Source organism: Mucilaginibacter sp. (assembly GCF_025359345.1).
GTDB lineage: Bacteria > Bacteroidota > Bacteroidia > Sphingobacteriales > Sphingobacteriaceae > Mucilaginibacter.
This window is the reverse complement of the sequence record NZ_JANYGQ010000036.1, coordinates 179093-200856: the sequence shown is the minus strand read 5'-3', so window position 1 is coordinate 200856 and position 21764 is coordinate 179093. Positions and strand designations below refer to the sequence as shown.

Annotated in this window: 20 protein-coding genes; 9 read left to right on the top strand and 11 right to left on the bottom strand. The window is 46.1% G+C overall.

Features of this window, described 5'->3' with window-relative positions:
- The first annotated feature begins 138 nt into the window (after positions 1 to 138).
- The 4 genes from Q0R52_RS26375 to Q0R52_RS26360 all read left to right on the top strand — a co-directional run bounded on the left by Q0R52_RS26375 (position 139) and on the right by Q0R52_RS26360 (position 7457).
- The gene (locus Q0R52_RS26375) at positions 139 to 2598 is read left to right on the top strand and encodes a PIG-L family deacetylase (protein WP_295800903.1); all 2460 of its coding nucleotides are present in this window, start codon (positions 139 to 141) and stop codon (positions 2596 to 2598) included.
- A 208-nt stretch (positions 2599 to 2806) separates the two neighbouring features.
- Positions 2807 to 3247 carry a GNAT family N-acetyltransferase gene (locus tag Q0R52_RS26370; protein ID WP_295800900.1) on the top strand — a complete coding sequence of 147 codons (441 nt, stop codon included), beginning with the start codon at positions 2807 to 2809 and terminating at the stop codon, positions 3245 to 3247.
- A gap of 613 nt (positions 3248 to 3860) precedes the next feature.
- Positions 3861 to 6677: a carbamoyl-phosphate synthase large subunit gene (carB, locus tag Q0R52_RS26365; protein ID WP_295800898.1), complete on the top strand. Its 2817-nt coding sequence runs from the start codon at positions 3861 to 3863 to the stop codon at positions 6675 to 6677.
- Positions 6678 to 6761: 84 nt separating this feature from the next.
- Positions 6762 to 7457 carry a hypothetical protein gene (locus tag Q0R52_RS26360; protein WP_295800896.1) on the top strand — a complete coding sequence of 232 codons (696 nt, stop codon included), beginning with the start codon at positions 6762 to 6764 and terminating at the stop codon, positions 7455 to 7457.
- A 64-nt stretch (positions 7458 to 7521) separates the two neighbouring features.
- Here the strand turns inward: Q0R52_RS26360 and Q0R52_RS26355 are convergent, their stop codons facing one another.
- Positions 7522 to 8166 carry a hypothetical protein gene (locus tag Q0R52_RS26355; RefSeq protein ID WP_295800893.1) on the bottom strand — a complete coding sequence of 215 codons (645 nt, stop codon included), beginning with the start codon at positions 8164 to 8166 and terminating at the stop codon, positions 7522 to 7524.
- Positions 8167 to 8375: 209 nt separating this feature from the next.
- Between Q0R52_RS26355 and Q0R52_RS26350 the strand changes: the two genes are divergently transcribed.
- Entirely contained in the window at positions 8376 to 9779 is a 1404-nt protein-coding gene (locus Q0R52_RS26350) for an NHL repeat-containing protein (protein WP_295800888.1), read from the top strand.
- 62 nt (positions 9780 to 9841) lie between these two features.
- On the opposite strand, the gene Q0R52_RS26345 is transcribed toward Q0R52_RS26350, so the two are convergent.
- The 6 genes from Q0R52_RS26345 to Q0R52_RS26320 all read right to left on the bottom strand — a co-directional run bounded on the left by Q0R52_RS26345 (position 9842) and on the right by Q0R52_RS26320 (position 13925).
- Positions 9842 to 10387: an NUDIX hydrolase gene (locus tag Q0R52_RS26345; protein ID WP_295800885.1), complete on the bottom strand. Its 546-nt coding sequence runs from the start codon at positions 10385 to 10387 to the stop codon at positions 9842 to 9844.
- Positions 10384 to 10788, bottom strand: a complete 405-nt coding sequence (locus tag Q0R52_RS26340) for a hypothetical protein (protein WP_295800881.1) — start codon at positions 10786 to 10788, stop codon at positions 10384 to 10386. The genes Q0R52_RS26345 and Q0R52_RS26340 overlap by 4 nt, the downstream gene beginning before the upstream one ends.
- A gap of 115 nt (positions 10789 to 10903) precedes the next feature.
- Positions 10904 to 11707: a TPM domain-containing protein gene (locus Q0R52_RS26335; protein WP_295800879.1), complete on the bottom strand. Its 804-nt coding sequence runs from the start codon at positions 11705 to 11707 to the stop codon at positions 10904 to 10906.
- A 10-nt stretch (positions 11708 to 11717) separates the two neighbouring features.
- The gene (locus Q0R52_RS26330; protein WP_295800875.1) at positions 11718 to 12152 is read right to left on the bottom strand and encodes a TPM domain-containing protein; all 435 of its coding nucleotides are present in this window, start codon (positions 12150 to 12152) and stop codon (positions 11718 to 11720) included.
- A gap of 119 nt (positions 12153 to 12271) precedes the next feature.
- Entirely contained in the window at positions 12272 to 12850 is a 579-nt protein-coding gene (locus Q0R52_RS26325) for a LemA family protein (protein WP_252791867.1), read from the bottom strand.
- Between the two features lie 556 nt (positions 12851 to 13406).
- Positions 13407 to 13925: a hypothetical protein gene (locus Q0R52_RS26320; RefSeq protein ID WP_295800873.1), complete on the bottom strand. Its 519-nt coding sequence runs from the start codon at positions 13923 to 13925 to the stop codon at positions 13407 to 13409.
- Positions 13926 to 14071: 146 nt separating this feature from the next.
- Between Q0R52_RS26320 and Q0R52_RS26315 the strand changes: the two genes are divergently transcribed.
- The 4 genes from Q0R52_RS26315 to Q0R52_RS26300 all read left to right on the top strand — a co-directional run bounded on the left by Q0R52_RS26315 (position 14072) and on the right by Q0R52_RS26300 (position 17339).
- Positions 14072 to 14857 carry a peptidase E gene (locus Q0R52_RS26315; protein WP_295800870.1) on the top strand — a complete coding sequence of 262 codons (786 nt, stop codon included), beginning with the start codon at positions 14072 to 14074 and terminating at the stop codon, positions 14855 to 14857.
- Between the two features lie 143 nt (positions 14858 to 15000).
- A complete protein-coding gene (locus Q0R52_RS26310) occupies positions 15001 to 16089 on the top strand; it encodes an Mrp/NBP35 family ATP-binding protein (RefSeq protein ID WP_295800868.1) in 1089 nt (362 codons plus the stop codon).
- Between the two features lie 227 nt (positions 16090 to 16316).
- On the top strand, positions 16317 to 16595 hold the full coding sequence (locus tag Q0R52_RS26305) for a NifU family protein (RefSeq protein ID WP_252791863.1): 279 nt from the start codon (positions 16317 to 16319) through the stop codon (positions 16593 to 16595).
- Positions 16596 to 16706: 111 nt separating this feature from the next.
- Positions 16707 to 17339 (top strand): hypothetical protein, encoded by a 633-nt coding sequence (locus tag Q0R52_RS26300; RefSeq protein ID WP_295800865.1) that lies wholly within the window; start codon positions 16707 to 16709, stop codon positions 17337 to 17339.
- Positions 17340 to 17403: 64 nt separating this feature from the next.
- On the opposite strand, the gene radA is transcribed toward Q0R52_RS26300, so the two are convergent.
- From radA to Q0R52_RS26280, 4 genes are all read right to left on the bottom strand, one after another.
- The gene (gene radA / locus Q0R52_RS26295; RefSeq protein WP_295800861.1) at positions 17404 to 18843 is read right to left on the bottom strand and encodes a DNA repair protein RadA; all 1440 of its coding nucleotides are present in this window, start codon (positions 18841 to 18843) and stop codon (positions 17404 to 17406) included.
- A gap of 122 nt (positions 18844 to 18965) precedes the next feature.
- Positions 18966 to 20075: an endonuclease/exonuclease/phosphatase family protein gene (locus tag Q0R52_RS26290; RefSeq protein WP_295800857.1), complete on the bottom strand. Its 1110-nt coding sequence runs from the start codon at positions 20073 to 20075 to the stop codon at positions 18966 to 18968.
- Positions 20065 to 20934: a rhomboid family intramembrane serine protease gene (locus Q0R52_RS26285; RefSeq protein ID WP_295800854.1), complete on the bottom strand. Its 870-nt coding sequence runs from the start codon at positions 20932 to 20934 to the stop codon at positions 20065 to 20067. The genes Q0R52_RS26290 and Q0R52_RS26285 overlap by 11 nt, the downstream gene beginning before the upstream one ends.
- 86 nt (positions 20935 to 21020) lie before the next feature.
- A complete protein-coding gene (locus Q0R52_RS26280) occupies positions 21021 to 21764 on the bottom strand; it encodes a rhomboid family intramembrane serine protease (protein WP_295800851.1) in 744 nt (247 codons plus the stop codon).

Sequence of the window (21764 nt, the reverse complement as noted above, 5' to 3'; positions counted from 1 at the left end):
GCCTGCGTGGAAAAGGCGTAATGGAATTTAAAAGATATTGCTATGCAAAAGCCTCAGCAAACGCCATACAAAAATCATCTTTTTCTCATTCGCACATCCAAAATCCGCACATCCGCACATTTTAATATATTTGTTTGCATGAACCGCATCAAACTTATTGCTGCACTGTTATTTACAGCGCACATTACCTTTGCCCAAACTAACCCGCCAACGGATATTGCCACCATACAGCAAAACTTTAAAAAGCTGGATGTGCTGGGCAGTGTGCTGTACGTCGCCGCTCACCCCGATGATGAAAACACCCGCCTGCTCGCCTACCTGGCGCAGGAAAAACATTATCGCACCGGCTATTTATCAATGACGCGCGGCGATGGCGGACAAAACCTTTTGGGTAACGAACAAAGTGAACTGTTAGGTTTAATACGCACGCAGGAACTATTGGCAGCCCGTCGCGTTGACGGTGCCGAGCAGTTTTTTACCCGCGCCAACGATTTCGGGTTTTCAAAAGGGCCGGACGAAACATTGAAGATTTGGGACAAGGAAAAAGTTTTAAGCGATGTAGTTTGGGTGATCCGCAAGTTCAGGCCTGATGTGATTATATGCCGGTTCCCTACCACCGGCGAGGGCGGTCACGGGCATCATACTTCATCGGCCATACTGGCGCAGGAGGCCTTTGCCGCTGCTGCCGACCCGAAACGCTTTCCCGAGCAATTACAATACGTGCAACCATGGCAAGCAAAACGTTTATTGTGGAATACTTTTAGCTTCGGCACGGTTAATACTACCGCACCCGATCAGTTTAAAATTGATGTAGGCGTATACAACCCAACGCTTGGTAAAGGCTATGGTGAACTGGCTGCAGAAAGCCGCTCGAACCATAAAACACAGGGCTTTGGCTCGGCAAGGCAGCGTGGCGAATCATTTGAATATTTTAAGACTATTTTGGGCGATGCCCCGCAAAACGAATTGATGGACGGCGTAAACACCACCTGGAAACGCGTTAAGGATGGCGAAAATATTGATGCCGGTATAGCTATTATCCGCAAGAGTTTTGACGCCGACAAACCGGAGGAAAGTGTGCCCGCATTGGTAAAGCTTCTGGCTAAGGTTGAAAAAGTGTCTGACGTTTACTGGCGCACGCAAAAAACCAAGGAACTTAATAATTTGATAGCTGCTTGCGCGGGTTTGTGGTTTGAGAGCTATGCGGCAGAACCATCCTATGGGCTACATGACAGTATTCTCATTCGCTCGCAAGTGCTCGACAGGTATAACAATAAAGTTAAGCTAAATACCATCAGCATAAATCAAACAGAAAAAAGCTATAACAGCCAGGTTATACCGGCTAACCAGCTGCAGACTTTCGACGGCAAAGCCTCCGCAGATAAAATTACCCAGCCCTTTTGGCTCGAAACACCGCATAGTATTGGCGCATATAATATCCCCGGCCAGCTATTCGTCGGGAATCCCGAAAACCCGGATTTGCCCACTGTTAATTTAGAATTTATAATTGAGGGCAAGCCGATCCATTTTGAACGCCGCCTGTATTACAAATATGTTAGCCCTGTTAATGGCGAAATTTATCAGCCTATTGAAATTGCGCCGCAGGTAACCGCCAATGTAGTCAGCCAGGATTATATTTTTAACAGCAGCAGCCCGCAATCCATCCAGGTAAAATTAAAGGCATACACTAAAAGCAGCGGCAATGTCAGCATAAAACCGATGCCGGGCTGGCAGGTGAGTCCTGATAAATACACTTTTACAGATAAAAATAAAGGCGAAGAATGGACAGTAGCATTCACAGTAACGCCAAACGACCGGCAGTCGAAAAACACCATGCTGGAAGTTTTGATAAACGGCGGCCCGGCATTGGGTGTGCAGCACATTAAGTATGACCATATCCCGAACATCACACTGTTCCCGCCGGCGCAGACCAGGTTAATCAACATCGACTTAAAAATTGCCGGTAAAAAAATAGGCTACATTGAGGGTGCAGGCGATTTAGTTCCTGAGGCACTGCGCCAGGTAGGTTATGATGTGCACCCGCTTACCGAGAAAGAAGTTATGAACGGCGACCTCTCCGGCTACGATGCCATTGTTACCGGCGTGCGTGCCTATAATGTTAACGATCGCCTCGCTGTTGAGCAACCCAAACTGCTGGAATATGTTAAAAATGGCGGCAACCTGGTGGTGCAATACAATAACAACAACGGCCTGGTCACCAAACAAATTGGCCCTTACCCGTTTAAGCCGGTAAACCAACGGGTGACGGATGAAAATGCAAAAATCACCATACTCGATAAACAAAACCCCATTCTCAATTACCCCAACAAAGTAACCGACGAAGACTTTAACGGCTGGGTACAGGAGCGCGGCCTTTATTTTGTAGGCGATATCGACCCGCAATACAAATCGGTCATGGAAATGAACGACCCCGGCGAAGCACCGAACAAAGGCGCCGTAATAACAGGCAACTATGGCGAGGGCCGGTTTATTTATACCTCACTGGCCTTTTTCAGGCAGCTACCCGCAGGTGTACCGGGCGCCTATAAGCTTTTTATTAATTTGCTAAGCAAGCCGAAAAATACAGTTATACCGTAGATGAGAACTCGCCTGTGCACCCGGTCATTGCGCATCGGTCGCGTCACCCAATCCGGCTCCAAACAAGAGGGTCCTAAAAAGGCAGTTTGGGGTCGGGAGTTGAAGTTAAAGTCCTCGTCGTTGGAGAGGATTTTAGGTGAGGTGAAGCAGACATTTGTTAATTCTTATACAGAACTCATGTTAGTATGGACAAACACCGCGTAAAACAATGGAGGTAAGACAAGCCACCCCTGACGATGTGCCATACCTGGCCTTGCTGTTTAACAGTTACCGCGTTTTTTATGGCAAGCCGCCCGATATTGGCGCAGCAGCTCAATTTTTAAATGATCGCCTTGTCCGCCACGAATCCGAAATATTCGTGGCGGTTGAGGGTGACACTATTGCCGGGTTTATGCAGCTATACCCCTTATTTTCATCAACCCGGATGAAAAGACTATGGCTGCTGAACGACCTTTTTGTCAGCGAAGAATACCGTGGCCAGGGTTTCAGCAAAGCACTTATTGAACGTGCCAAAGAACTTTGCCGCCAAACCGGCGCCTGCGGGTTTACGCTCGAAACTGGTAAGGATAATGTCATCGGTAATCAATTATACCAACAGGTGGGGATGCGGTTGAGTGAGGGATATAATGCTTATGGGTGGTGGGGGTAATTGGCGTAATTAACACTGCCCATAGATCGCATCTACAGACGACTATGCCTGAAGTTTCTAATTACAGGCATTTTATTTTTACATCAACCTAATTTATCATTTTATGGCACGCAAAAATTGTAGCATCAAGCCAAAAAATATCAATTTAATGTAAAATCGGAACGATTTCTGGATTTGCTAAAAAAGCAAATACCTTATAATGAACATGTTTCACAGCGTTCCGGGTGTTCCGCGTGAAAAAATGGAACGCCTGGGCGTGTAAAGCAGGCCATTTTATTTATCCCGATAGCCACCAGGACCACAAATTTTACAGCCAGAGTGGGCAGTTAATGCACGGCGAAACTATTGCCAAAAAAAAATCATATCCCCACCAACGGCCTAAAAAACAACGGCCTTTCAGCCGATTTTAACAGCCCAAATAACCCAATCAACCCCTCTCTTAATCAACCGAATCAACCCCTCAACACTAATTCAAAAAAATTATTAGTAAATCCCTTACAAACTGTATCTTTGCACCCCGACAAGAAGATCCCGACATTGCGAAATGTGCGCCACCAATCCCGGATGTTTTAAGTTGGCATTTCGCAACGGCTTTCTTGAATAAAAAAAGAACATGCCCAAAGACACCTCCATAAAATCCGTACTGATTATTGGCTCCGGACCTATTATTATAGGCCAGGCCTGCGAGTTTGACTATGCCGGTTCACAAGCGGCCCTCTCCCTTAAAGAAGAAGGTATATCCGTTTCCATCATTAACAGCAACCCTGCTACTATCATGACGGATAAGGTTATTGCCGACCACGTGTACCTGCTACCCTTAACCAGCGATAGCATCGAGAAAATACTAAAGGAACAACAAATTGACGCGGTGCTGCCTACCATGGGCGGCCAAACGGCGCTGAACCTTTGTATCGAAGTTGCCGAGCGCGGTATCTGGGAAAAATACGGGGTTAAAATAATAGGGGTTGATTTAGCTGCGATCGAGAAAACCGAAAATCGTGAAGCCTTCCGCCAGCTGATGGTGGATATAGGCGTTGGGGTGGCCACCTCAAAAATTGCCAACTCATTCCTTGAAGGTAAAGAGGCTGCGCAGGAAATTGGTTTTCCGCTGGTAATACGCCCAAGCTATACATTGGGTGGTAAAGGCGCAGGTTTTGTACATAAAAAAGAAGATTTTGACGCCGCGCTAAGCAAAGGCCTGCAGGCATCACCAACCCACGAAGTGTTGGTGGAGCAAGCTGTAATAGGCTGGAAAGAATATGAGCTGGAGTTGCTGCGCGATAACAACGATAACGTAATCATCATCTGTTCGATAGAGAACTTCGACCCGATGGGTATCCACACCGGCGACTCGATCACCGTGGCCCCGGCCATGACGTTGAGCGATCGCTGCTACCAATCGATGCGTAACCAGGCCATCAAAATGATGCGTGCCATCGGCAACTTTGCCGGCGGCTGTAACGTTCAGTTCTCGGTAAATCCGGCTGACGAAGCAATCATTGCTATCGAGATTAACCCAAGGGTTTCCCGCTCGTCGGCCCTGGCATCAAAAGCAACCGGTTACCCTATCGCCAAAATTGCTGCAAAGCTGGCCATTGGTTATAACCTTGACGAAATAGAAAACCAGATCACTAAAACAACTTCGGCCTATTTTGAGCCGACTTTGGACTACGTGATCGTTAAAATACCGCGCTGGAACTTTGATAAGTTTAAAGGTGCTAACCGCCAGCTTGGCCTGCAGATGAAATCGGTAGGTGAAGTTATGGGCATTGGCCGCAGCTTTATCGAAGCCCTGCAGAAAGCCTGCCAGAGTTTGGAAATTGGCCGCGCCGGTCTTGGTGCCGACGGTCGCCAAAGCCGTAACCTGGAAGAGATAATGCACAGCCTTGAGTTCCCGAGCTGGGATAGACTGTTCCATATTTACGATGCGTTGAGCTTAGGTGTACCAATCGAGTCGGTACGTAAAGTTACCAAAATAGACCGCTGGTTTTTAAACCAGATTGCCGATGTGGTAAACATGGAAAACGAGTTGCGCCGCTACTCTTTAAATAATATTCCTGAAGAGTTCCTGTTCACGCTGAAACAAAAGGGATTTTCGGATACACAGATTGCTTACATACTTGGCAACGTAACCGAAGAGGACGTTTACCAGCGCCGCAAAGCGTTGGGCATGCACCGCGTGTACAAAATGGTGGATACCTGCGCCGCTGAGTTCCCCGCGAAAACACCTTACTACTACTCAACCTACGAGGGCGAAAACGAATCCATCGTATCTGACAAGAAAAAGATAATTGTACTGGGCTCAGGACCGAACCGTATTGGCCAGGGTATTGAGTTCGATTACAGCTGCGTACACGGCTTGCTGGCCGCAAAAGAATCGGGCTTTGAAGCCATCATGGTTAACTGTAACCCTGAAACCGTATCGACCGACTTTAACATGGCCGATAAGCTTTACTTTGAGCCGGTTTACTGGGAGCATGTGCGCGAGATCATAGAACTTGAAAAACCTGATGGGGTAATTGTTCAGCTTGGCGGGCAAACAGCCTTAAAAATGGCCGAAAAAATGCACGAACATGGCATCAAAATTATCGGCACGTCGTTCAATGATATGGATATTGCGGAAGACCGTGGCCGCTTTAGCGATTTGTTGAAGGAACTGGATATCCCTTACCCTAAATATGGTGTTGCCGAAAGCGCTGAAGAGGCAATTGAAGTTGCACATCATGTGGGTTACCCGGTGCTGGTTCGCCCAAGCTACGTGTTAGGCGGACAGGGCATGAGCATTGTGATTAACGACGAGGATTTGGAAAAAGCCGTAGTTGGGCTACTGAAAAATCTGCCCGGCAACCGCGTGCTGATTGACCACTTCCTTGACCGTGCCGCCGAAGCCGAATCAGATTCGATTAGCGATGGTGACGAGGTGCATATTGTGGGCATAATGGAACACATTGAGCCTGCCGGCATCCACTCGGGCGATTCATTTGCCGTGTTGCCGCCGTTTGATTTGTCGGACAACGTGATCAGCCAGATAGAAGAATATACCGTTAAAATTGCAAAAGCACTAAACGTAATCGGCTTGCTGAATATACAGTTTGCCGTAAAAAACGACATGGTGTATGTGATAGAGGCTAACCCGCGGGCATCACGTACAGTGCCGTTTATCGCTAAGGCATACGACGTGCCTTACATCAACATTGCCGCCAAGGTAATGCTGGGCGTGGCTAAATTAAAAGACTTTACTATTGAGCGGAAGCTATGGGGCTATGCAATAAAAGAGCCCGTGTTCAGCTTCGATAAATTCCCGGAAGTAAATAAGGAGCTTGGCCCCGAAATGAAATCGACCGGCGAGGCTATCCGTTTTATACCAAACTTGCAGGACCCGTATTTCAGGTCGCTTTATAAAGAAAAATCAATGTACTTAAGCAGATAGCAGCTTATTTTAGCTATCAGGATTAAAGTTTACCGGCGCCATACCAGGCACCGGTAAGCTATGGTTTCACTTAGTGAATTTGTTTTGAAAATTAACTCTAAAAACGACAACCAGGTCATCAATTTACATAATGTTGACCCTGCGGATATTGATGATGTGCTGTTGAAGATCCAACGTTCGTTCGATATCAGGTTTGAACAGGCAGACCTGGACCATGTTAAAACTTTAGGCAACCTGTCTGATGCCGTGGTTAAAAAGCTAAAGGACAGGCAGTCTGATAATTACTGTACCACCCAGCATGCATTTTACATGCTGCGCAACGCCATCAACGTATCTGTTGATGTGAATAAAGAGTTTATTAAGCCACAAACCAAACTTAGCGACATTTTCCCTCGTGATACCCGCTTACAGGTAATTGCCGAAATTGAAAATGAGCTGGGCTTTAAAATGAAACTACTGGCCCCAAAACCCGCTATAGTTTTTACACTTTCGCTGATACTGGGCGTATCGCTGGTTGGCTTATATTTTTCGCTGCTTTTTGGCGGAATTGGTGCCCTGCTCGCAGTAACAGGCCTGATATTAGCAAATAAATTCGGCAAAGAAATGCAGGTGAAAACCCTTGGGGAGCTGGCCGAAAAAATTTCGCGCGAGCACTACCGCAACTGCCGCCGCAATGCCCAAACCGTTAACCGCCATGAAGTAGCAGAAAAGGTGAAGCAACTTTTTACACACGAACTCTATTTGGAGCCGCAGGTGGTGAGGAGAGAGGCGAAGTTTTAAATTATTTATCGCGATGGGTTTAAAACGCATCGCTATCTAAGAAGTCCCTATTTGATACTGGTGGCTATTTTTTACGCGACGTCAGGAACTCAAGAAAACCGTCATAATAGTCCTTTATAGTGGCGGCTTTAATGGCCGGCCAATCTTTTGGTTCTTTGCTCAATTGTTCGCCTTTAGTCTTTCCGTCAAGGCCAGCCGACATGGCCGCCAAACCAGAAAGGTTTATCCAGCGCTGGTCGTAATGCTCGTCGTTTCCTTTTACAAATTCAACCACCCGTTTAATAATCTGCGTTAGTGTATCTATATTTTCCACCTTTATTGCATAGGTGTTAATTTGCGGGCCAAAAGTTTGGTTGTAATTCGCCGCATTGGCAGTTTTGTCTGCGCAGCGGTTAACATCATAGCGCGCCCGGAGCTGCGCTATGTAAAACCAGTATTCAGCATCTTCATATTTCTTCATGCTGAATAACGTGTTCGACAAAAAATACAGTACGGGTGGTGTATAACTACTAGCATTTTGCACAACACTGTCAGTAAGTTTACCCCTGCCGGCATACGTGCTGTCGGCTAAAAGCTGGCAAACTCTTGTATCGTTAGCCATATTTATCTCTTTATAAACGCCAACCGGCTCAACCATGTGAGTTTCTACATTTTGGGCAAATACGGTAATGCCAAAAAACAGCAAGCATATGGTAAAAACAAGTTTCATGAGGTTTAATGTTAATAATCTGTAATGATAACATTTTTAGGTAACAACCGCCGCCCAATCAATCTTCGGCGCTTTTACCCCTCCCCCTTGTTAATATTTGTTAAATTTTTACACATCCATAATACAATTAATATACTTGCAGTTAAATAACGAATACCATAGCGTAAGCTGCATGAATTAAACATTTACACCCTTTTAATCTTATTTGCATGAAAACCCCCTATTTCGGCAAAGTGCTTTTGCCTGCCTTGTTCATCTCGATAGCGTTGCTATTTAACAGCTGTAAAAAAAGCAGCACCACAACCACAACGCCTACTACAACATTACCCACCATTACTACCGACGCATTAATTATCAACTTAACGTCGACGACTGCGCAGAGCGGCGGCAGCATAACAGATGCTGGTACCAGCGTTGTGACTACTGCAGGTGTTTGCTATAGCGCCACCAACAAAACGCCAACTACGGCCGATACCAAAGTAGCTGCCGATTTGAATAACCTATCAGCACTGCCCGCCCAGGTTTCCTGCGCACTAACCGGACTGACTGCGGCCACAACTTACTACGCAAGGGCCTACGCCAGCAACAGCAGCGGGACGGCATACGGCGCGGCGGTACAATTTACTACGGCCTCGGCGCTTAGCGGGCTGGTTACTACGGTTTCGACACTCGCCGGTAGCGGCACTGCTGGATATAATAACGGGTTGGGTACTGCAGCACAATTCAACAATCCGGGCGGTGTTGCCGTGGATGCCGCAGGCAACATTTATGTGGCTGATTCATTTAATAACCGCATCCGTTTTGTAAATCCTGGCGGCACAGTCAGTGCATTCGCCGGCACGGGCACCCTCGGCTATACCGAAGGCGCTGCTGCTGATGCAGAGTTTTACGGGCCGCAGGGTTTAGTTGCCGATGGCGCGGGTAATATTTATGTGGCCGATTTTGGCAATAACGTAATCCGTAAAATAACAGCAGGGGGTGTGGTGAGCACTTTTGCAGGCAGTGGTACCGCGGGCTTCGTAAATGCCACCGGCACAGCCAGCCAGTTTAACAACCCTGCCGGCCTGGCTATTGATGCCTCGGGCAATATTTACGTTGCCGACCGCGGCAATAACGCTATCCGCAAAATCACCAGCGCCGGTGTGGTAACTACACTTGCCGGGGTTAAAACCGCTGGCTATGTAAACGCAACAGGAACCGCTGCCGCGTTTGATACCCCCAACGGCGTGGCGGTTGATGCAGCCGGCAATGTTTATGTAGCCGACCAGGGCAACTCTGCCATCCGTAAAATCACCTCAGCCGGTGTGGTAACTACCATAGCCGGTGGACCGACACAAACAACGCTGCTCAACTTCCCATCGGCATTAGCGCTGGATAGCCAGGGTAATATTTACATAGCAGATGAAGGCGGGCGCATAATTGAATGCACTACCGCAAACGTATTGTATATTTTAGCCGGAACATTAAACGTAACAGGCTTTACAAACGGCGATGGCGCAACAGCCCTGTTCAGCAATCCGCAGGGAATAGCCGTTGATGCGTCAGGCAATATTTATGTGGCCGACCAGGACAATAATTGCATCAGGAAGTTAACGGTGGTGAGAAAGCCGTAGAGGAGGAGGTGAAAGCTGAAAGGCGAAAGGTTTTGAGTTAACTTTTGCCTTTCACCTTTTAGTTATTTTTTTAATTTTTCGAGGGCATAAAAGAGCCCGGTACAATGCAGTGCCTGGGCTATTTTGTTTTCGGCCAGCAGCTGTTTTACTTCATCGATAGTAAAGGTTTCAACGATCAATTCTTCGTGCTCATCCAGCGATTGGTCCTGCACTTTCCTGCCGCCCCGAGCCAGGTAGCACGATGTATAGTTATTTGCAGTAGACGGGTTGGCGTAGGTAACACACAGCAGCTCGAAATCGTCAAACTGGTAACCGGTTTCTTCCAGCAGTTCGCGCTTTAGGCCGGCTTCGGGGCTTTCGCCTGTCTCTATAACCCCGCCAGGCAACTCTATGGATACAATCTCCGCAGCGTGGCGGTATTGCTGTACCATTAAAATCTTGTTGTCGTCGGTAATCGCGACCGCGTTTACCCAGTTGGGGTACTCTAAAACGTAGTAGTCTTCAACTATTCGCCCGTCAGGCATTTCGCAACGATCGCTGCGGAGGGTGGCCCAGGGGCCTTTGTGTAGATAATGGGAGGATAATTTCTTCCACCTAAGGTCCTTCATGAATTGTTATGCAGATATTGATTGATAAAATTTCTTTTGTTAATGTTACCCAGCGATTGTCCGTGGTATTTTTTCTCGAGCATGTCAAAAATAAGCAGCACTTTTTGGAGGCAGACTAACGTTTTATCGCTGGCATCAAAGGGTTCAGCGCGCAGGTATAAAATTTGTGCCAGCACATCAAGCTTATCGGCGTTGTAATTGCTATTTTGCAGCAGCGCCTCAAAATCATTTAAAGGCATACCTGGCAATTCGTCCCAGTTGATATTGTATTCGTTTAAAAGCGTGCTATCTGCAAGCTGTACAAATTCATCAGCTTTTCCATCGGCCTTTAGCCCCATCAGCCGGGCGAAAATAAGCGCAAGTTTGCGGATCTCGTTATCTATAAAGCTTTCCTTGTACATAGCACCTTCCCGCCTTTCAATATATTCGTTGTAAACCTTAAACTGGCAGATGCAAAATATTGCATCTCTACAACCTTTTTACTGCCTACTGCCAACTCGCAACTGCCAACTGATTTTACCAGCTACCGCTCGAACCGCCGCCGCCGAAGTCGCCGCCACCAAAGCCGCCGAAACCACCGCCGCTGTCGCCGCCCGACGAGCCACCGCCAAAACCGCCGCCGCCATCGCTAAAACCGCCCCAGCCGCCGCTGCCGCGTCCAAGCAGGGCGCCGCCCAAAAACCACCAGAACGGACTTGCACCGCCACGACTGCCAATAATATGGCCACCGCCTCCGCCTCGTTTACTGAAAACTATAACAAGTATTACAATCACAATAACTACAACAAGCCCAATTGGGAAGCCGCCGCCATCGTTGTTTTTAGCTTTTTTGCTTGCCTTGTACTCCCCTTTCATGTACTGCATCAACTTTGTGGTACCTGCATCAAGGCCGCCATAATAATCCTGCTGCTTAAACCGGGGGACGATATCATTGGTAATAATCTCGTGTGTGGCAAGGTCGGTTACTGCACCCTCAGCGCCAAAGCCTGTTTGTATTGCAACTTTATGGTCAATAAGGGCTACCAAAACCAGGATGCCGTTATTTTTGCCTTTTTCGCCAATGCCCCAGGCGCGGCCCAGTTTTTGGCCATAGTCGTTAATATCATAATCGCCAACTGACTTGATAATTACCACCGCAATTTGCGTCGAGGTTGAATCAGCAAACGTAACAAGCTTGCGTTCAAGCAAGCCCTTTTCCTCGTCGCGAAGGGTGCCGGTATAATCGGTAACCAGCGTGTTCGACTTTGGCGGGAGTTGTTGTGCAAAGGCTATAAAGCCGATCAGCAACAAGGATGAAAATAAAATGAGTTTTTTTAACATGGGGTTATGTTTATTCGCCATCCATAAAGGCTACATCGTCTGATATTTCATTGCTGCCATCGCTTTGGTGCGGAAAGTATTGCTTCAGTTTATCGCCGGCTATCGTAAGCCCGGTAACAATCCCTTCAACCAGGTTGCCGTATTTAAACTGGCTCAACATCTGTTCTTTGGTGTCATCCCAAAAGTTGTCTGGCACTACTTTATTTATCCCGGCATCGCCGATAATGGCAAATTTACGATCAACAGTGGCTACGTATATCAGCACGCCATTGCGCAGCCGGGTTTTGTGCATGTCTAGCTGGTGAAAATATTTGGCGGAACGATCAAGCACATCCTCACCACAGGTTTTTTCAATACAAACCCTAATTTGCCCAGAGGTATTCTTCTCGGCACTTTCAATTGCGCTGCGGATACGTTGCTGCTCCTCGTCGTTAAATACGGCCATGTGGGTACTATTTTTAAGAATGCATTAGTTTTTTAAGTGTGAATTAGCGAGTTAGTGAATTAGTGATTGAAGAAAAACCATTCACTAATCACTAATTCAGTCCTTCACTAATTCACTAATTAGAATGCTACTTTAGGCGCCTTTTGTGAATCGGCATCTGCTGCAAAGCCTGATTTTTCGCTAAATCCAAAAATTTTGGCAAAAATAACAGCAGGAAATGATCGCACGCTGCCATTATAGTCCTGCACTGCATCATTGAAATCGCGGCGTGAAACATTGATGCGGTTTTCGGTACCTTCCAATTGCGATTGCAGGCCCATGAAGTTTGCATTCGATTTCAGTTCCGGATAATTTTCAGATGCTACAAGTAAGCGGCCGAGTGCCTGGCTCAGTCCACCCTGTGCTGCCTGGAATTTTTGTATCTGTTCGGCATCCAGCTTGCTGGCGTCAACCTGTATCGATGTTGCCTTGGCGCGGGCGTTGGTAACATCAACCAATGTGCTTTTTTCAAAGTTAGCGGCACCTTTTACGGTAGCAACCAGGTTGGGGATCAAATCGCTGCGGCGCTGGTAGTCAGATTGTACATTCGACCATTTTGCCTTCACAACCACATCTTTTTTAACAATGCCATTATAACTGCATGAGCCAACGAGCACAATCACAATGATAATGCCCAATACTATTAGTAAGTTTTTCATATGTTTTTTCTTTAGGATTTTAGCCCGGCCTGTTGCCGGGATGTATATTTACAAATTAGATAGCAAACCGCATACCGTTGTTACAAAACCAAATTTATGTGCCAATATGGCAATTTGCTTTTTGTAAATATACTATATTAAAGTGATTTCACCGACTGGGGTGGGCGTAAATCAAATTGTCGCATATCACCATGTGTTCCTAACGGAACACTATCAATTCATTAATTTTTTTCTACCGACCAAACGTCCCTAAAGGACGAAGCTGCAGTGTGCTCCATAGGAGCATTTCGCCGGTAGAAAATTCACGAAGAGGTTTTACGTTCCATCGGAACGTTTCGTGATTGAGCGACAATCTGATTTGCACCCATTGGGGTTGATTTCAACGATCAATGCTTAGCCAGGTGTGCTTCAAATCGTCGCTTCCTTATTTTTTGGCTAAAGCCACTTTTCGTTATTTATGCTCCGTCGCTTAAAAGCGACGGCAACGAAATCATTTGCCGTTGGCTTTAGCCAAAGCTCATCGTGCTATCTGAAAGCAGCGGTAGCCATCAACATTTTATTGCTCTTTAAAATGCATGCCCGCCAAAAGCCCTTTTAAATCCCGGCGGGCCTTATCCTTGTCGGTTGCCTTGAATTGAATGATGCCATTAAGGGTTTGCTCTTTTGAATTAGGGTCAGAGCGATACCTGATATAAGCCTCGCCATCGCTTTCAAACTCATAAATTAAAAACCGGGTATTGTTTATGGTTTCAATGCGGGCGTAGTTAACGGTATTGTTTTTTTGCAGTACCTCAACCATCCGGGTTTGCATTTCTTCCAAAGGCTTCGATTTTACAGTGCCTGCGGGCAAGCCCCAAAAGCAAACGATCACTCCGTCGGCAAGATAGGTATCCTCCTGGTTTGATGGCACAAGTGTCTTTTTGTAGTTACTATGAACGTAATCCTGTAAGGCCTGCCCGGTAAGTTTGGCCGCCCCGGAGGGAGCGGTTGCAGTAAAAATGTCTGTTGTTACCTGTTGCCCTAATGCGCAAAGGCCAAAAAGCAGGCCCACGGTTAAAAGTGTTAATTTTTTCATCTGTAAAAAGAGTTTAATTAAAAGTTTGAACTGCGAGGCATTAGGGTTGCCTTCAAATCACGATCGATTTATCAAATATATCAAAAAGCACGCATTTTCTTTACTCACTTTCCGGACTTTTCCGGCTTTCGGACTATCTTTAAAACATGATACGCAGAAAATTCATCACTCAATCCGCCATCGCATTGGCCGGGCTATCGTTTTCCAGTAATATTTTGGCAGCCGCCTCATCAAACCCAAAGCCATTAAAAAAGATATTGGTTACGGGTGGCGCTTACGGTCCGCCATGGATTAAGTACCTGATTGGGTTAACCGGCAAGGAAAAACCGAAGATTTGCGTATTGCCAACGGCATCCGGCGATAACCAGGGATATATCAATTACATGCTCGATAACCTTAAAAAGTTTCCTACCGAGCCATACGTGCAAAAGGTATTCATCGAATCGGCCACGCAAAAAATATCCTTCGAAGAATCGCTGCTGGCTGCTGATGCCATTTTAGTACCGGGTGGCAACACCCTTGATATGATTGCCCTCTGGCAGGCACATGGCATCGATAAAATATTAAACACAGCCTGGGAGAAGGGTATCGTCCTCACAGGCTCAAGCGCCGGGGCTATCTGCTGGTTTCATGAGGGCCTTTCCGACTCGCGGCCCAAAGCTTTAAGCAGCGTTAAAAGCCTGGGATTTTTAACAGGCAGTGTAAGCCCGCATTACCATTCGTCGCCTACACGCGCAACTACCTACCAGGATATGGTTTTAAAGGGCGATATAAAACCCGGTTACGGCCTTGATGAAAACGCAGGCCTCTATTTTGAAGGAACAGCGATAGCCAAAGTACTTGCCGGCGATGCCAAAAGCAAGGTTTACCAGGTATCGGTTGAAAGCGGTGCCATTGCAGAAAAGATATTGGAACCAACAATCATAAGCTAAGATTATGGGATTCCTTTAAAATCAATTTGTTTCCCCATCAGCTTCGTCTTTTGGACTCCGGACTCTCCTACTTTCGGATTCAAACTAAACTATCATTCAAATGACACTAATGCGGCTTGCATTGAGTAAGTTTGCTAATAATTATGGCCATAACCCGCGAACAAGTTTTAGAAGCCCTTGGCAATGTTGAGGAACCGGACTTAAAAAAAGACCTGGTAACCCTGAACATGATACAGGATATTGTTATTGAAGGCAACCGCGTTAGCTTTTCGGTAATATTAACAACGCCCGCATGCCCGCTAAAGGCGATGATTGAAAACGCATGCCGGAACGCTATACTTTATTTTGTAAGCAAAGAAGCCGAGGTGCACATCAACATGACATCGCGCGTTACATCGCAAAAAAACACCGGCGTGCCGGGGGTTAAAAACATTATAGCGGTAGCATCGGGCAAGGGCGGTGTTGGTAAGTCAACCGTTGCTGTTAATTTGGCACTCGGGCTGGCAAAAACCGGCGCAAAGGTGGGGTTGATAGATGCAGATATTTATGGCCCGTCAATACCAATAATGTTCGGCCTGGAGGGTTCGCGGCCAATGGCGAGGGAAGTTGACGGCAAAACCCGCATACAGCCGATAGAGAAGTATGGCATTAAACTGCTCTCGATAGGTTTTTTCACCGACCCGAGCCAGCCTGTACCGTGGCGCGGACCAATGGTATCAACGGCGGTTAAACAATTATTTAACGATGCCGACTGGGGCGACCTTGATTACCTGGTAATTGACCTGCCACCCGGCACCGGCGATATACACATTACAGTAACGCAAACCTTCCCGGTAACCGGGGCGGTAATAGTTACTACACCGCAAAATGTGGCCCTTGCCGATGCAAAAAAAGGTATAGGCATGTTCATGATGCCGGCCATTAATGTGCCGATATTAGGCATAGTTGAAAACATGGCCTACTTTACCCCAGCCGAACTACCCGAAAATAAATATTACATCTTCGGACAAGGCGGGGGGCGAAAACTTGCAGCACAACTGGAGGTTCCGTTTTTAGGCGAAATACCATTGGTAAAAGGCATAAGTGAAAGTGGTGATGCCGGCAAGCCAATTGTCTTGGATGACGACAGCATAATGGCCAAAGCATTCATCGATATGGCCAAAAGTGTTGCGCAACAGGTTGCCATCAGCAACGCAAAAGCCTTTGAAAAGGCAAATGCGGAGCAGATTTAGGCGACTGAATCCAGCCTGGCAATATCGGCGTTGAGCCAGAGGATAGCCCCATAGGGGCTAAAGCATGGTAGAAAATAAAACAATAGTATTTAGCGTGCCGTAGGTACGCCACTTTCTACAAGTGCTGGCCGAAGGGGCACATAAAATGCACCAGCGTTGCGGTTACAGGTCGGCATATGTGTATAAATTAAAAATATTTAATAACTTTACTTTATAAATAAGTACAAATGAGTTTATTAGAACAGGTGGAAGCAGCGTTGGACACGATTCGTCCGTATTTGCTTACAGATGGGGGGAATGTCTCGGTTGAGGAGATTACACCGGATAATGTGGTTAAGCTCAAATTGCTTGGCTCGTGCGAGTCGTGCCCGATGAGCATCATGACACTTAAGGCTGGCATTGAGGAGGCAATAAAAAAGGCCGTGCCTGAAATTACTGCTGTTGAGGCTATAAACCTTACAGACATTGATGACCCTAACGCGGTGTTGCCCGAAAACTTGAGGTAGTGTTAAGTTTTGTTAAATTGCCACACTATTTGCAGCATAAATTATTTTTGTTGAACGTTTGAAACTTTTATTCTGAAATTCTGTAAAAGAGATAAACAGTATACCCCTAAAATGAAAAAACTAATTGGCCTTTTATTCTTTCTGTTTATAACAGCGGCAGCCTTTGCGCAGCAGCAGGAAAGGCCTATAGTACAGTTTACCGGTATTGTGCATAATGCCGACAGCACCAGCGTAATTGTGCCTTATGTAAGTATAGTTAACACAACTAACCAAAGCCAGGTCTATGTTGCTAACTACAAAGGGTATTTCTCGTTCCCGGCACACGAGCGCGACACCATCCGGTTTTCGTGCGTGGGCTATGCATCCGAAACGGTAGTTATCCCATCCAATGTAACCTCGAAAAGCTATACCATACAGGTTGCGCTTAAGCCGCAAATCATTAACCTGCCGGTATTTAAAGTGTTCCCATGGGCTACTACTGAGGAGTTCAGGAAAGATTTTATATCCATGAAAATTGCCGATGACGATTTGGCTATTGCGCAAAAAAACCTTAGTCGTTCTTCAATCCTTAGCTTGCAGCGTACCCTGCCGCGCGATGGTTCAGAAATGAATGGCTTCCAGGATTTTCATAACAATGTAGTTAACTCGCACTCCATTACCAACCCGCTGCTAAACCCTTTCAATTGGGGCAGCCTGATCAAAGAAATCTCCGACGGGGATAAGGCCAGGGCGCCAAGTAATTAAGCGTTTTTAGATTCAAGAGCCAAGAATCAAGAGCCAAGAAAGTGCGGGATATTCACTGCTTTCATCACCCAAACAACAGCCCAAAAACCTCCTCAATATTACTAACCACCTTTACATCAATTTTATAACGCGACAGGTCCATTTTCTTTTTATCATTTCCACCCTGCGGGATGTTGTATTTGGAGATAAATATCTGCTCGAATCCCAGCTTTTGTGCTTCGGCGATGCGCTGCTCCACGCGGTTTACTGCGCGGATTTCACCCGAGAGGCCAATCTCACCGGCGAAGCAGGTTTTTGATGAAATAGGCATGTCCTCGTGCGAGGATATGATGGCCGCAGCGAGGCCTAAATCAATCGCCGGGTCTTCAACGCGAATGCCACCTGTTATATTTAAAAATACATCCTTGGCACCCAGCTTAAAGCCACAGCGTTTTTCCAACACGGCAAGCAGCATGCTCATGCGTTTGGTATCAAACCCTGTAGCGGTACGCTGCGGTGTGCCGTAAGGCGAATCGCTTACCAATGCCTGCGTTTCAATCAGCATGGGCCTCATGCCTTCCAGGGTGGCCGAAATAGTAATGCCGCTTAACGGTTCATCCCGCTGCGACAGCAATATTTCGGACGGATTGGATACTTCGCGCAACCCCTCTCCCAGCATTTCATAAATCCCCAGTTCCGACGATGACCCAAACCTGTTTTTAACGGTTCGCAATATACGGTATACGTGGTGACGATCGCCTTCAAATTGAAGTACCGTATCAACCATATGTTCCAGTATTTTGGGGCCGGCTATCATACCGTCTTTGGTTATGTGACCTATCAAAAACACAGGGGTCGAGCTTTCTTTGGCAAAGCGCAGCATCTCAGCAGTACACTCCCGCACCTGCGATACACTCCCGGGCGTCGACTCGATATGCGCCGAATGCAAGGTCTGTATCGAATCAATTACCACCAGATCAGGCTCCAACTCCTCTATCTGCTTAAAAATATTTTGGGTTGATGTTTCTGTAAGAATAAAGCACCCCTTTCCACTCTCTGCCTTTTGATTTCTGACTTCTGACTTCTGATCCCCGACTTCCGTCAACCGTTCCGCCCGCATCTTTATCTGCCTTTCGCTTTCCTCTCCTGATACATACAATACCTTCAAATTGGGCATGTTTAATGCCAGCTGCAGCATCAGGGTTGATTTGCCGATGCCGGGCTCGCCACCAATCAGCACCAATGAGCCTGCCACAATGCCGCCGCCTAAAACGCGGTTAAATTCATTGTCGGGAGTTAACAGGCGATCTTCTTCGTTAAAGGTAATATCGGCCACCTGTACCGGTTTATTGGCGCGTTGCTGGGTGGTTGAGTTGCTTTTCCAATTGGGCACCGAGGTATTTGCCTTCTCGATAATTTCTTCGGCAAAAGTGTTCCATTGCGCACATGAAGGGCATTTGCCCAACCATTTCGCCGCTTCGTAGCCACAGCTCTGGCAGAAATATGCAATTTTTGATTTAGCCAATTTGTTGTTGAATTTTTCCGGAATAATTAACCGGACACGAATTTACTAAAAATAATAGCAATTCATAAAACAACAGACTAAAAAATCAATAGCGGGAGTTCCAGGAAAAAAAAACGATACAGCTATTTCAGCACCAAATCAGCCTTTACAGGATAATGATCCGACAATTTTTTCTGGATGATCAAGTAATTATGTACATCAAACTGTGGACTTGTCATAATATAATCAATCTGATAGTTCGGGAAATCGCCATTATAGGTTCGTCCAAAGCCGGAGCCTGATTCGCGGAAGGCATTTTTTAAGCCTTTGGCCATTTGATTTACGGCGTATGATGCCGGGGTGTCGTTAAAATCGCCGGAGATGATGTACGGATAAGGGCACTTTGCGGCGTGTTCCTTTATTTTAACAACCTGGTCGCTGCGTTTGATGAAAGCAAGCTTTAATTTGCTGCCCAGGCGCCGGGCCGATGAACCTTCGGTTTTACCCTTGTTGGCTATGCTATTGAGGTATTTATAATCTTCCGGGTCAAACCTTATGGATTGCAGGTGCAGGCTGTACACCCTGAATATCTTGTCGCCTTTTTTAACGTCGATATAAACGCATGAGTTTTCGCTCATTTTGCTGGCAAAAGGGATATTCCCATGTGCGACTATCGGAAATTTCGAAAATATAGCCAGTCCTAGGGCCTCCTGGCTGTTGGCCATCACCGGTTCAAAATAATACCAGGTGGTATTCATTATTTTTAATATCGAGTCGCGCATGTCATATTGCCCAACGTTGCGCGTATAAAACTCCTGGAAACCGATAACATCGGGCTGATTTTCATTAATCATCTCCAAAATATCGCGCTTGGTTGAGATATCGTTGCCTGAGCCATAGCGCTTAAAATTGTGCACGTTATAGGTCATCATGTGTACAACTGACGAATTGGGGCCGGTTGAAAAGGAATCGCTGAGGCGCAATTGAAGATTATTTGCCAATACATTATAGCCAGTTGCTATGCAAATAATAGACACAAAAACATACCGGCTGCGGCGAATGGCCCAAAAAACCACGAACACAATATTACCTACCAGCAACAGCGGGTAAGCCAGGCCGAAAAAAGCAATGAGCCAGAAAGTTTTAGGATCTACAACCGGGGCGAGGTAGCTGAGCAGTAACGCAAAACAAAGGAGGCCGTTTAGCCAAAGGATAATCTTATCGATAAAGGATAGCTTTTTTTTAGCCTTCATTACTGCTTGCGCGAAATAATATCTCTTTTTCCTGCTTGCTCAGGCTGTCGTAGCCCGACTGGGAAATCTTGTCTAAGATAAGGTCTATTTCTTCTTGTCGCGGCTTCCCGGTTGATTTTCCGGAAGAATTTTTTGAAACTACCTTTAATTTAGGCTTCGCTTTAAAAATATTAGTAATGCCTGCGATCCAGTCGTTGCCTTTTTGCAGCTGTTTAATGTATATAAAGCCAATTAAAGCACCGCCAAGGTGGGCGATTTCGCCACCGGCGTTGGGGCCAACTGTGCCGAGAAAATCAAGTACCAGGAAAAACAGCACCAGCCATTTTAATTTAACAGGGCCGATAAATATTATCGATATTTCATAATTGGGCAATTGCGTAGCCGTAGCCACAATTACGGCCATAACACTGGCCGAAGCACCGACAAGCGTGCTGGTGGCAGCCGCATTTTCGTGCGTAAAATAAGGAAGTGTATTATAGCACAGGATATAAAGCGCAGCACCTGTGAATCCGCCTAAAAAATACAGGCCAAGCGTACGCTTTTTCCCCAAAAAATCCTCAAAAATCTGCCCGAACCAATACAGCATCAGCATATTGAAAAGAATATGCAGGGGGCCGGCATGCATAAACATATAGGTGACGGGCGTCCAGAAGCGAACGGGTAGTTGGTGCAAATTTGCGGTAAGCAACAGGTATTTATTGCTGAAGAAAGAAATGTTGTCGCTACGGAAGATGAGTGTTTCTAAAACAGCAGTAACGTTTATCAGCAAATAAACAATAACGTTTATGCCAATAAGCACAGGTATCTTACTGTCGGATCGCAACAATTTGTATTGTATATTTTGCCAAAGGGTATTCATAGCTGTAAGTACTTATTAGCTGATAACTAATATTTTAAGAAAAAGTTGTTGGACTTTTCCGATTTTACAATTTGTAAACAGTTGGGCTATTGTATTCGTCGTAAATTCCATGCTTTTATCAATAGAAAGCCAAATATAGCTCCTCCAATGTGTGCAAAGTGGGCAACCGAATCGCCTGTGCTCTGTTTAAAACCTAAATAAATTTCCAGTAATACATAAAACGACACCAGGTATTTAGCCTTTATCGGGAACGGGATAAAAAGCATCATCAATTCCATATTGGGATAAAGCATGCCAAAGGCAACCAATATGCCAAATATCGCCCCGGAAGCGCCAACGAGCGGTGCCTGGTAAACGCCATATAGCTGGGCCGCCGCTTCTTGCGAAATATTCAGAGAACTGGGAAATAGTTGCTGACTAAGTAGTTGCTTATCAGCGAGCGGGATAGTAAACGTTCCGACTATGTTATGCACCTCAATGGCCTGTACAAACATTTGTAGCACGCCGGCACCGATGCCGCAAATGAAGTAAAAGTTCAGAAACTTTTTGGGGCCGATTGAATACTCCAAAATGGGCCCGAATGAAAACAGGGCGAACATATTAAACAAGATATGCTCAAACCCGCCATGCATAAACATGTAAGTGATAAATTGCCACGGCCTAAAGCGCAATGCGTCAAAATAAAATTCGCCGAATAGCTGGGTGACAGGCCCCGTGGGCGATAAATGGTCAATCAGCCAATAAGCAAGAAAAAATATAATATTGATTATCAGCAGGTTTTTTACAACCGGTGTTAAATTGGCGAATGGTGATTGCCTGTATACGCTCAT